The 12,540-nt window shown below is 56.9% G+C and carries 12 protein-coding genes; 11 read left to right on the forward strand and 1 reads right to left on the reverse strand.

All coding sequences use genetic code 11. The features are described 5' to 3' along the window. The first annotated feature begins 48 nt into the window (after positions 1-48). The 11 genes from ACZCED_RS16425 (at position 49) to ACZCED_RS16475 (ending at position 11,732) form a co-directional block, all read left to right on the forward strand. Positions 49-597: a DUF2846 domain-containing protein gene (locus tag ACZCED_RS16425; protein WP_462968177.1), complete on the forward strand. Its 549-nt coding sequence runs from the start codon at positions 49-51 to the stop codon at positions 595-597. A gap of 108 nt (positions 598-705) precedes the next feature. Beyond that, the gene (locus tag ACZCED_RS16430) at positions 706-1,824 is read left to right on the forward strand and encodes an oxidoreductase (protein ID WP_464861215.1); all 1,119 of its coding nucleotides are present in this window, start codon (positions 706-708) and stop codon (positions 1,822-1,824) included. Between the two features lie 312 nt (positions 1,825-2,136). Further along, positions 2,137-2,589 carry a DM13 domain-containing protein gene (locus ACZCED_RS16435; protein ID WP_464861216.1) on the forward strand — a complete coding sequence of 151 codons (453 nt, stop codon included), beginning with the start codon at positions 2,137-2,139 and terminating at the stop codon, positions 2,587-2,589. Between the two features lie 425 nt (positions 2,590-3,014). Further along, positions 3,015-4,502, forward strand: a complete 1,488-nt coding sequence (locus tag ACZCED_RS16440) for an alpha-amylase (RefSeq protein ID WP_464861217.1) — start codon at positions 3,015-3,017, stop codon at positions 4,500-4,502. A gap of 74 nt (positions 4,503-4,576) precedes the next feature. Beyond that, positions 4,577-5,758, forward strand: coding sequence for an ABC transporter substrate-binding protein (locus ACZCED_RS16445; RefSeq protein ID WP_462968181.1), 1,182 nt, complete (start codon positions 4,577-4,579; stop codon positions 5,756-5,758). Then, on the forward strand, positions 5,743-7,614 hold the full coding sequence (locus ACZCED_RS16450) for an ATP-binding protein (RefSeq protein WP_462968182.1): 1,872 nt from the start codon (positions 5,743-5,745) through the stop codon (positions 7,612-7,614). Before ACZCED_RS16445 ends, ACZCED_RS16450 begins: the two co-directional genes overlap by 16 nt. 87 nt (positions 7,615-7,701) lie before the next feature. Next, positions 7,702-8,430, forward strand: coding sequence for an STAS domain-containing protein (locus tag ACZCED_RS16455; RefSeq protein ID WP_462968183.1), 729 nt, complete (start codon positions 7,702-7,704; stop codon positions 8,428-8,430). 137 nt (positions 8,431-8,567) lie between these two features. Beyond that, entirely contained in the window at positions 8,568-9,137 is a 570-nt protein-coding gene (locus ACZCED_RS16460; RefSeq protein ID WP_462968184.1) for a TlpA disulfide reductase family protein, read from the forward strand. 35 nt (positions 9,138-9,172) lie between these two features. Next, positions 9,173-10,909 carry a rhodanese-like domain-containing protein gene (locus tag ACZCED_RS16465; protein WP_464861218.1) on the forward strand — a complete coding sequence of 579 codons (1,737 nt, stop codon included), beginning with the start codon at positions 9,173-9,175 and terminating at the stop codon, positions 10,907-10,909. Beyond that, positions 10,906-11,385, forward strand: a complete 480-nt coding sequence (locus ACZCED_RS16470; protein WP_464861219.1) for a MauE/DoxX family redox-associated membrane protein — start codon at positions 10,906-10,908, stop codon at positions 11,383-11,385. Before ACZCED_RS16465 ends, ACZCED_RS16470 begins: the two co-directional genes overlap by 4 nt. Then, positions 11,385-11,732, forward strand: a complete 348-nt coding sequence (locus ACZCED_RS16475; protein WP_464861220.1) for a hypothetical protein — start codon at positions 11,385-11,387, stop codon at positions 11,730-11,732. The genes ACZCED_RS16470 and ACZCED_RS16475 overlap by 1 nt, the downstream gene beginning before the upstream one ends. A gap of 44 nt (positions 11,733-11,776) precedes the next feature. Here the strand turns inward: ACZCED_RS16475 and ACZCED_RS16480 are convergent, their stop codons facing one another. Beyond that, complete coding sequence (locus tag ACZCED_RS16480; RefSeq protein ID WP_464861221.1) at positions 11,777-12,490, reverse strand: acyl-[acyl-carrier-protein] thioesterase; 714 nt, start codon at positions 12,488-12,490, stop codon at positions 11,777-11,779. Positions 12,491-12,540 lie beyond the last annotated feature (50 nt).

Genomic DNA, 12,540 nt, shown 5'->3' on the forward strand with positions numbered 1-12,540 from the left:
AAGCTGATAGCTGATCGGAAAGCCGAACCCAAAACAAGAGGAGGTTTTATGAAACGCGTGCTGCTGATGACCGTCTGTATCGCCCTGCTTACCGGATGTGCGACCACCCAGATGCTCAAACCTGAACAACCGCCTGAACTCGCCGCCAAACCGGATTCCGCCCTATTGGTGATTGTCCGCGATACGTTCATGGGAGGCGGTATCGTGTTCTGGAATTATCTGGATGGCCGATTCATCGGAGAGACGATGGGCAAGTCGTACTTCATCACCCATGTGCCGCCGGGCATGCATTACGTCGTTGCGGCAACGGAAAACACGGGTGTCGCCCAGCTCGATTTTCAAGCCGGGAAACACTATTTCCTGCGCCAGGGTGTCACCATGGGCGTCTGGCGGGCAAGAACCTCCGGCTTTTTTCCAATGACCGCTGCCGAGGCCCAACAAGCAATCTCCGGCTGTACCTATACCGAACTGGACAGCAGCAAGAGCTTTCCGGACATGGAACCGGCCCTCTACCAGCAGGCGATCGAAGAGTACCAGGCCGGCGTGAAAGATAATCCGGAGGGCTACAAGGAGTTGCTCGAATACCGGGGGGAATAGCCCGGTAGGCCTGGCACGGCAAGGCGGTGGACCGTTTCCACTGCCGAGCATGCTACCCGTTGTGCGACGGGTTCAATACCATCCGCATGATACCCAAGGAGGAGCGCCATGCACCCCCGTCTGTTTTCACCGCTCACCATCCAGGGCCTGACCCTGAAAAACCGCCTCACCATGGCGCCGCTCTACCTGGGTTACGCCGGCCAGGGCGGCACGGTCAGCGAGATGCTGCTGGAACACTACCGGCTCATGGCCCGAAGCGGCGTGGCCATGGTGGTGGTCGAAAATGCCACGGTGGACCACCCCGCCGGCAGCGGCTCGAACCGGACCCTGCGGGCCGACACCGACGACAACCTGGCCGGTTTGAAAAGGCTGGCTGAAGCCATCAAACAGGAAGGTTCACTGGCCTGCCTGCAGATCAACCACGCCGGTCGCTTTGCCCACGCCACCGACCAACCGGTGGCGCCGTCGGCGGTGAACACCTTCGGCCGCCTGCCGGAGGCGTTGGAAAAGCGTCAAATCGACAGGATCGTCGACAAGTACGCCAGCGCGGCGGCCAGGGCCCAAACCGCCGGATTCGACATGGTGGAACTGCACGGCGGCACCGGCTACCTGCTGGCCCAGTTTCTCTCCCCGCGGACCAACCGGCGAACCGATGCATACGGGGGCAGCCTGGAAAACAGGCAGCGGTTTGCCCTGGAGGTACTCGCACGGGTCAAATCAGCGATCGGTGACCTTCCGGTGGGATACCGCTTTCTGGCCGACGAATGGCTGCCGGACGGCCTGCAGGTGGATGAGTCGACGCAGTTCGCCAAAAGCCTGGACCACGCCGGCATCGCCTACATTTCAGTCATGGGCGGCACGTATGAATCTTTTTCCCTGCCGGAAATCGTGGAAAAATCCAAGCAGGAAGGCTACATGCTCGATCTGGCCGCCGCTGTCCGTTCGGCCGTCGACGTACCGGTGGTCTCGGCGGGTCGCTTTGCCGGCGGCACGTTTGCAGAGCGGGCTATTGCCGAGGGGAAAACCGACCTGATCGGCCTGGCCCGCGTGCTCTGGGCCGATCCGCTTTGGCCGCAGAAGGTCCGCGACGGCCGGGAAGCCGACATTCTGCACTGCAATCCGGACTGCGGCGACGCCTGCATGCACATGGTCATGAAAGGCCGGCCGGCGTTCTGCGTGGCCTGGCCGGCGGAGAAGATGAAAGCGTGGAAGGCCAAATATAAATAGTGCCCTTAAGTGACCCCCCCGGCGGCTTGCCGCCGGGGGGGTTCACCCTGTCCAGGCCGGCGGCATCCCGAAACCGTCGCCAGGGTCGATTTTAAATTGACCGCCGCGGGCAGATCCGATATCCGATCAATGTCCCCCTGCGCCCCTCCGGCCCGACTGGTGAAAAATAGCGACACCCGGTTCACGAACCACCGACCCGAACAACCCTCGCCAACATTCTTTACCCAATCTTTACGAGGCCCTTACACAAGCTTCATCACGCCGCCTTATCCTTTGCCTCAAACCCCATCGAAAGAATAGAAAGGAAGGTGGATGATGAAAATGATGCGTAACCTGTGGATCGCGATGGTGAGCCTGGCCCTGTTGGGCTGGGTGGCTTCGTGTGCCGGGACCAACGGCATGATGGACAAGAAAATGGATGCCGGCATGCACGGCGCAATGGACGGCAAGATGAACGATATGCTGATGGGCAGCGATGGCCACCATGCTTCGGGCAAGGTGGCTGTCGGCATGCATATGAACAAGCAGGTGCTGACCCTGAGCGACATCGAGGTGGACAAGGTGCCGGACGGCTACGTCTACCTGACCAAAGACGCGGATCGCATGCACGGTGTGGAGATGGGCATGCTGAAGCAGTTCTCGGGCACCGTCTCGTTCGACTTGCCGGCGGGCGTCGACCCGGACGATTACGACAGTGTCGTGATCTGGTGCAGGCAGTTCAACGTGGAGATCGGCCGCGCCTATTTTTCCAAAAAAATGATCTGAGCGACAGGCGCAATATCCCGGCCGATAGGGGAACCGGGGCATCTTTTCCGGTGCAGGCCGGAAAGATGCCCGACCTGCCCGACGCCGGATCAGGCGGTCCGAAAACAACCTGACACCACCCCCTCAACGACTTTGAGCACTATCCGTCCACCCACGCACTCGATTTGGATAAACACGCATCACCGGTTATTGACACCTGAAGACACAGCCGCGTATGATGCGCCATTGCGGCAAAACAAGCTGCCTGCGCTGAAATATGATATCCGCCTGAAATAGATCGCACCGGCTGGTTGGTATCTCATGAAAACAGGACACCGCGCCACCGCACCTCCTTCCCGCATCACTTTGAAATTGCCTGAACGCCCGCATCGAACACATCGTTTTTATAGTTTTTTCCTATCCAACAACTCAACAAGGAGGTCATCATGTCTATCTCAAACGGCACGATGATGCAGTACTTCCACTGGTATGTGTCGGCCGACGACAACCTGTGGGAAAAAGTCGAGCGCGAAGCGCCGCGTTTAGCCGGAGCCGGCATCACGGCCCTGTGGCTGCCGCCGGCCTTCAAGGGCGCCGCCGGCATAAACGACGTGGGCTACGGCCCGTACGATCTCTACGACCTGGGCGAGTTCATGCAAAAGGACAGCGAACGCACCAAATACGGCACGCGGGATCAGTATCTAGCTGCCGTCGATGCGTCCCACTCGGCAGGCCTGCAGGTCTACGCCGACATGGTCTTCAACCATCGCGGCGGCGCCGACCGCACCGAATGGGTCAAGGCCGTCCGCGTCTATCCCCATGACCGCCGGTTCACCACGGGTGAAGACGAGTGGATCGAGGCCCACACCGAATTCACCTTTCCCGGCCGTCAGGGTCGCTACTCCGATTTTCATTGGCGTTATCGCCATTTTGACGGCGTCGACCGGGCCGAAAACCTGGATGAGAACACCATCTTCAAATTTCTCGGCCAGGACAAGGACTGGGAGGAACTGGTCGGCGATGAATACGGCAACTACGACTACCTGATGTTCTCGGACCTGGACATGAACGATCCGGAAGTGCGCACCGAGCTGGCCCGCTGGGGCGCCTGGTACCTGGAAACCACGGGTGTGGACGGCTTCCGGCTGGATGCGGTCAAGCACATTCAGTTCAGCTTTTTCCGCAGCTGGCTCGACCACATGCGCAAGCTCGCGGGCCGGCCGCTTTTCGCCGTCGGCGAATACTGGAACCCCGACGATGTGGAAGTGCTGCACCGCTACATCGCCGCCACCCACGGCAAGATGTCCCTGTTCGACGCCCCCCTGCACCGCAACTTCCACGAGGCGTCACGCGCCGGGGGCCACTTCGACATGCGCCGCATTCTGGACAACACCTTGATGCAGCAGCAGCCGGCCCTGGCGGTCACATTGGTGGAGAATCACGACACCCAGCCCCTGCAGGCACTGGAATCACCGGTGGCCGACTGGTTCAAACCCCTGGCCTACGCCCTCATCCTGCTGCGGCAGGAGGGCTATCCATGCGTCTTTTACCCGGACTACTACGGTGCCGCCTATACGGACAACGGCAGGGACGGCCACCCGTACCCCATCATCCTGGCACCGGTGGCCGACCTGCCGGCACTGCTCGAACTTCGCCGTACCCGGGCCTACGGCATCCAGCGCGACTACTGGGATCACCCCGACACGATCGGCTGGACCCGGCAGGGAGACGACGCCCATCCCCGGTCCGGTCTCGCCGTGCTGCTGAGCGACGGCCCCGGCGGTTCCCGATGGATGGAGGTGGGCCGGCGCCACAGCGGAAGCCGGTTTGCGGATCGCCTGGGCCATCGCCATGGGACCGTCGTCATCAATGACGACGGATGGGGGGAGTTCCATGTGGACGGCGGGTCGGTTTCGGTGTGGACGGCGGTTTAGCAGCAGGGTGTTGAAAAAATCCCCGGAACATGTTCCTATGAATGCCTCCATGGAACCATTCGAGGCGTGATCCGATGAAGAACTGCATCATCACCTGGATGTTGGCCGTCCTGGTCCTGGCCTGCGGCAACACCAATGAAAACCAGACTGTCACCACCCAATCCCTCGGGATAAGCGACGGCGAGATCCTCGTCGGCTCCTCCCTGGCCCTGGGCGGGCACGCCGGCTATCTGGGCACCCAGACCCTTCACGGTGCCCTGGCCTACATCCAGCATGTCAACCAGCAAGGCGGCATTCACGGCCGCAGGATCAAGGTCATTGCCTATGATGACGGCTACGACCCGCCCCGATGCGTAACCAACACCCAGAAGCTGATCGTTCAGGACAAGGTCTTCGCGCTCTTTTGTTATGTGGGCACGCCCACCACGCTCAAGATTCTCCCCCTGGTCGAGGAGGCCCGGATTCCCGTGGTCGGCATGTTCACCGGCGCCAACGCCCTTCGGGATCCGCTCAACCGCTACCTGATCAACGTGCGTGCATCCTACTATCAGGAGACCGGCGCGGCGGTATCGCATCTCGTCGAATCGATGAAGCTCAAAAGAATCGCCGTCTTCTATCAGTACGACGCCTATGGGTTCGACGGCCTGAAGGGCACCGAGATCGCCCTGCGCCCTTACGGAATGGTGCCGGTGGCCACGGGCACCTATATCCGCGGCACCCTGGATGTCGAGGAGGGGCTGCGCAAGATCATGGACGCCCGGGCGGAAGCCGTGGTCATGATCGGCACCTATGAACCCTGTGCCAAGTTCATTCGCCTGGCCAGAGAGAAGCGCTTTTCACCGGTTTTCTACAATGTCTCCTTCGTGGGTGCCGATGAATTGGCCCGGCTGTTGGGCCGGATCGATGAAAAAATCATCGTCACCCAGGTGGTGCCGCCACCAGAGGTGTCGGACAGCAACAAGCAGCTTTGGGGAGCCCGTGAATACGTCTCTTTACTGAAGCGCTACTATCCCTCGGATCAACCCAACTTCGTCAGCCTGGAGGGCTATGTCAACGCCAAGGTACTGGTGGAAGGGCTCGAACGCGCCGGCCGGGAACTGAACCGCGAAAGGTTTATCAATGCGATCGAGTCAATCCAGGAACTGGACTTAGGCATTGCCAACCTGCTGTCCTTCAGCCATAGGGACCATCAGGGCCTTGAAAGAGTATACTTTACCCATCTGCAGGATGGAAAATTTGTATGGCGCAATCACTGATCGACCGCATCCGAAACTCCAGCCTGAAGAACAAGATCTTCTTCTCGGTCACGGCCGTCATCTTGCTGATCAGTGTCCTGATCGCCCTGTTCACCCGCTGGATATTGATTTCCACACTGACATCGGAGCTCAAGCAGCGGGGTCTGGGCATCGCCTATAGCATCGCCGAAAGCTGCAGGGGCTACCTCCTCACCAACGATGTCGACCAGTTGACCAGCCTGATCTTCGATGCCCGCCTGGGCGCGCGGAGGGAATTGGTCGGTTATGTCTTTATCCTGGACAAACAGGGCCAGATCACGGCCCACACGTTTACCAGCGATTTCCCTCAGCAGATCGCCGGCGCCAACCGCATCGATCCTGAACAGGACCATCGCATCCAATTGATGAACACGGGCAGGGATGAGGTCTACGATGTGGCCGTGGCTGTAAACGAGGGCATCTATCGCATCGGATCCGTGCACGTCGGCCTCTATAAAAAGCACATCGACCAGCTGATCAACAAACTACGCACCACCTTTCTGGGTTTTGTTTCCGTGGTAATCCTTTTCTTTTTTATCATCAGCCACCATCTATCGAAATATATCACTCAACCCATCACCCGACTGACCAGGGTCTCCGATGAAATCAGCCGGGGCATTTTCGACGTTCAGTTGGACCTGGAAAAGGGACCCCACCAAAACGAGGTCAAAGATGAAGTTCGCCAGCTCTCCCGATCCTTCATCAATATGACCAACCGGATCAAGGAGTCACAGGCCAAACTAAAGGAGTCGGACAACAAATACCGTTCTTTGTTTGCCAGCGGCCCCAATCCCATTTTTGTCCTGGATCGAAAAACACTGCGGATTCTCAGCGCCAATCCCAGTGCCGAGGAGATATACGGCTATACCAAAGAGGAGCTGGTGGGCCGGCCGTTCACCGATTTGGGCCCTTTTGAACTGGATGCAAACCAATGGACCGAATTCAACGCCCAGCAGGCAGGCCATGTCACCACAATCAGTTCAAAGGTACAGTACTTCAAGAAGGGGCGCCAGGCGTTTTACGTGAATGTGCATGCCTGCCCGGCGCCTTATGAAAACAAGAACGCGCTGATTGTGGCCACCACCGACATCTCCGAGATGGTGGAAAAAGACAGCCAGTTGATTCAAGCCAGCAAGATGACGACCCTGGGAGAGATGTCCGCCGGTATTGCCCATGAACTCAATCAGCCGCTCAACGCCATCAAGATGGGCAGTGAATTTTTGGAAATGATGATTGAAAAAGAAGAGCGCATCCCCGAGCAGGAACTTTTTCAGATCGTGCGTGAAGTCAGCAGCCAGGTAGATCGGGCCGAAGGAATTATCCGTCGGCTGAGAGACTTCGGGCGCAAGACGGACTTTACCAAAGAGAAGATCTTGATCAACGATCCCATCAACTCCGTGCTGGACATCATTGGACGCCAGCTTCGATTGCAGAACATCGATGTCCAACTTCAGCTGACGGCAAACTTGCCGCCCATTCTGGCCCACCACAACCGCATCGAGCAGGTCATCTTCAACTTGCTGACCAACGCACGGGATGCTATCAATCTAAAAGAAGAGTCCAGCATGAGAAACAATCAGCGAAACATCATCATCAGAAGTTATACTGAAGAAGATCAAGTGGTGGTGGCCGTGTCAGACACGGGCATAGGCATCGATCCGGCAGTGAAGGCTCAGATTTTCGAAGCCTTTTTCACGACCAAAAAAATGGGCGAAGGCATGGGCCTTGGACTCTCCATTACCAGCGGTATCGTGGAAGATTACGGCGGCACAATCCGAATCGACAGCCAGGAAGGCCAGGGTACCACCTTTCACCTGAGCTTTCCGGCGGTGCCGTGACGCCCCTGGTGGGCCCGTTGCCTTTTGTTGACGATGGGCTAACGCTTGAAATTATTTCATCGAACCGGATCAGATGGAGATTTCGCCATGTCAAAGCACAAAATTCTGGTCATTGATGATGAGAAGCCCACCCTGGGCATGTTCCTGCTGTTTCTCAAGGCATATGGATATGAGGTGCTGCTGGCCGAAAACGGTGTGCAGGGGTTGGAAATGTTTGCGGCCGAATCCCCTGCGATTGTCTTCACCGATGTCAAAATGCCTGGAATGGATGGCTTTGAAGTCTTGGACCGCATTAAAAGTCAGGCACCTGAAACCGAAGTGATTGTCATTACCGGTCACGGTGACATGGATCTGGCGGTTGAAGCCCTGAATCACGAAGCCACCGATTTTATCAACAAGCCCATTCACCGATCCGCCCTTGACGCCGCGCTGAACCGTGCTGAAGAACGCATCAAATCGTCAAAAACGGATGCCTCCATCACTGGCACGGCTCAAGAGAACGACATTCGCATCATCGAGATCAAAGGCAACGTCAATGCCGGTTCCGAAAGAGAGCTGATGGCCGCCTGCGCCGACGTGGATCCGGCAGAAACGCCCAAACTCCTTCTGCGTTTTAATGACAATGCATCCATCAATGGCGCCGGAATCGGCATATTGATTCAATTGCTGTCGGAAAGCGGCAAACGGCAACAAAAAGTAGCCATTACCGGCATATCTGAAAACTTCAAGCAGATTTTTGACATGGTGGGCATCACGCGACTGGCTGGCATCTTTCCCGACGACCGTTCGGCCAAAGCATACCTGGATGCCGATTAAAAGCGCTTGGCCCATGGGGTCGGTCTGTCATTTTCGCGTAGAATGGGCGATGGGCGATCACCTGCGTTGAGCCCAGCAATCCACGGGCAACCGATCCAAATCGTTTAGCCGTCATATGTTCAATGGAGATATCTGCCATGATGCGAACCAGACAACGCATTTGGGTGCTTGGCATCCTCGTCATCATTGCCGGCTGGAGCGGCGTGGGCAACTGCGACTCGGCCGCCGTACCCCGTGAAGGCTCCCAGATGCCCCCAATGCTCCTGAATGCGCCGGCGTCCCAAAAAGCGTGCGACTACCTGGGCATCGCGACCCAAAAACCGTTTCGGCTGGCCGATGTGAATTCAGCGATGGTCATGGTGGAAATCCTTGGCGTCTACTGTCCCCAGTGCCACAAGCAACGGCCGCATATCAACCGGCTTTATCATCGCATTCAAAAGGATGCCGCGATGTCCCAAAAAATAAAATTCGTGGGCATCGCCGTCGGCGCCTCACCCCTGGAGGTGGCCTATCTGGTCAAGGAGTCCCAGGTCCCCTATCCCATTATTGCGGACGGGAACTTTGACGTTCACAAATGCTTGGGAGAACCGCGGACACCGTTTAACATCGTGACTACCAGAGAAGGCAAGGTCCTGTGGACCCACCTGGGCATCATTGAAGATATGAACGCATTTTATGCCACCCTTAAATCCCTGGCCGGTCAGTAAGCGTCAGGGTCAATTCACCGCCGGTGAATCGGGTTATGAAGACAAACGCATCCGATCAGGTTCCATCCACACTAAAAAACGAGCGATACGACTTCTTTCGCAAGACCCTCTGCGACGCAGCGGTGGAGTTCGACCGTCTCGAATCGTCATTCAAGGTCATGGAAAGCGCACTGCTCACCGCCATGGGTGCGTTGGGAACCATTTGTGGATTCAGCGGATTGCTCCAACCGGAAGCCAACGATGTCAAAGTGGCGGGCCGCGGCATGGATCGTGAGACACTTGATCTGATTAAAAACAACTTCCAGCAGCTTATCGATCAACATGTGGCCGCGTTGGACAGCACGCCGTATCCTTTTCATACCGATATCCGGGTTCTCCGCGACCTGCCGGGTCCACCAAGCCCGCTTACCTCCGCCGGCATTCGCATTGTGGCCGGATGGCGCATGGGAAAGACGGTGAGCGGCATGATGGGACTAGGCGCCACCATCAGCGAAACCCCTTTTGGGGAGATTGAGGTCGACTTCCTCTACAACCTGGTGGATCAAATGATGGCAGCCCTTCGCGCCATCGCCGCCAATGCGGTCATGCATACGCTGGAAAATGAGTTGAATCAGGCCAGGCAGAGCGCCACCGAATGCGCCTTGCGCAACCAGGCCGCCAAAAAAGAATTGGAGGAGGCCCTTTTTCGGCTCTCCGGATTTAACGACATCGTGAATGAGCTCAGTGGACTCAAGGAGAGCGATAGCGTCATCGATGCTTTTTTACTGGTAGTGATGGGGATCTTCAGCGTGCAACAAGGAAGTGTTCTCTATGGGGACGACGCCTCGCAAAACGCTTATGCCGCTATCCGTGGTGTCGAAACCGAAACTGCCGTTCATACCCAGCCGGCCGTGGTCAAGGAGAAGTTAGATGTCGTGTTTGGTTCTCGACAGGGCAACCGACTAGGGGTCATGCAGGCCATCATTTTACCGGCGGAACAATTGAAATCACTCGATCTGTTTTCACCCACCAGTATCGCCATTCTATTTAAAGTCGATGAATCCGCCAGAGGGTTGGTATGCCTGGGTAAAAGGTTGGTCGAAACCCAATATGGCGCCAAGGAGCGGGAACTCCTCCTGGCTTTTACGCACAACTTTCTGGTTTTTCTAAAAAACAGCAAATCCTTTGAAACCATCCAGCGGCTCAATGCCGAACAACAACAAAAAAACATCGAACTGGAAAAAACCGTTCAGGCCCTTTCCGAGAGCCGAAGCACCATTGCCGGTCTGGAAAAGGCCGGTGAACGCATAAAATCCGCCATTGCCAAAGCCATGGCCCGGTCCACCCGGGTGTCGATCATGGATGCCGCCTTGATCCTTATCGCCGGCACAGTACTGGGCCTGGTCTATAATTTTGCCAGCCCGTCAGGCATCCCCATCTTTCCACCAATTTGGCGTTACCCCCCATCGCCGCGGGTCACCATCAACGACGTCAACACGCTTCTTCAGACACAACAAACCCTCCTCGTCGACGCCCGGCCGGTTGAATTTTATAAGCAACAGCATATTCTCGGCGCCCTTAATTTACCGTTGGCGCTGTTCGATTTTGTTTATATGATGCGTTTCAGCCAGATCGATCCGCAACAACCGATTGTAGTTTACGGACGAAACATCAGCCGCCATTACGACGAGGAAGTTGCCCACCGGCTCAAGGAGCGAGGGCATCCGAACGTCTCCATTCTCACCGGCGGGTTGAAAACATGGCAGGCCAAGGGGCTTGCCCTATCGCCATGAACATGATGACCCAGTTGAAAGCGATGTTGACCCATCCCTATCTGGCGCTGGCTTTGCGCCTCTATATCGCCGGCCTGTTTGTCTACGCAGGAATGGTTAAAATAAACTATACGGCCGAATTTGCCGAGACCATTGCCAGCTATCGCATGATTCCCTACTGGGGCGTCAATCCGATGGCCATTACCATGCCGTGGATCGAGTTAATCGTGGGGATTATGCTGGTATGCGGTATTCGCGTCCGCTCGGCCATTGCCGTTGCAGGCGCATTACTGGTGATGTTCACGGTGAGCATTGCGGTCAACCTGATATGGAAATCACCCATTGATTGCGGCTGCTTTCACACCCTGGGTGATACCATCGGCTGGAAAACCCTGGTGAGAGATATAGCGTGGATCGCCATGGCCGCGCATGTCTATAGTTATGATCGGATCTTTCGGCTGGAACGAAAAATCGAATGGATTGCCGGGGAGATGTAATGGAAAAACATCCTTCCATAAAATCGGCGACGAGTGTCGTCCTGTTGATGCTGGTGATACCGTTGATGGTCTGGCAGTGCGACCGACATGAAAAGATGGTGGGTAAATACCATGCACTGGACGTAAGCGAGGGTGGCCGCATATCGGCCACCCTCGCGTTGGAGGCCAACGGCAAAGGGTTATGGTCCATTGAAACGGACAACGCACCCTTTCGTTGGGATGTGAACCAGAACGTTATCCGCCTGCACACCCCATCCGGTGGCGTCATCGAGGGAATCATCGACAACGGGTCCATTCAACTGCCGATACCCGGCCTGGGTGTTATTTTGTTTAAGCGTGATGATTAAAGATTGAGTATATAATCAATTGAATGACTATCGAACCAGTTTGTTCAGCCCGGTTTAGCGACAGCGACGAATCCTGCGGCGTAGACGGCCGTTGAATCGAAAAACCGGAACTTGAGGATGTTGTCGTCCGCTGCCGCCACACCGGCTTGGAGCATGTGGACATCCCGGCCGATCTCCTTGACATATTGAATCCCCACCTGGCCCACCCTTTCACCGGCTACGCCGCAGCGCTTGACCAGCGTGTCCAGGTACTCCAGGTAAACCGTGTTGTTCACGTGCCCGTTGGGGTCGTAGTCCCCTTCCCGCGTGGTGAGGGTTATCGTCTGCGCCGGCGCGAACGTCTTGTCCACCGCAAAGTCAATGGCACCGGCCGCCATGACCTCATCCGTTTCGGTCGTGTAGGGTTCGGAGACGCGACGCGGGATTTTGGCGATGCGTTTGCGCTTCAGGTCGTAATAGAGCCACAGGCTGGTGGCTGCCGCCAGCGTCTCGCCACCGCACACCATCAAAAAATCCCGGCCGGCCCGAAACCCGGCCGATCCCTTGTGCCAGGTCCTGAGGGTGACGGCCTCCCGGTATACGGGCATGCGGTAGATGTCCACCCGCATGCGGTTTAATATCCACACCGCACCGGCCGCGACCATATCCGCCGAGCCCAACCCCACCGATTCCGAATGATGCAGCGCCCCACGCTGGAGGCGCTGAAACAGGACCGGCAGCTTCATCCGAAAATCCGTATCCACCTCGTCGTATTCCACCAGGGTCGTGTGTTGGATTTTAATTGGGGTGCCCGTCCCGGGGAAAGTTG

The sequence above is a fragment of the Desulfosarcina sp. genome (assembly GCF_055467485.1).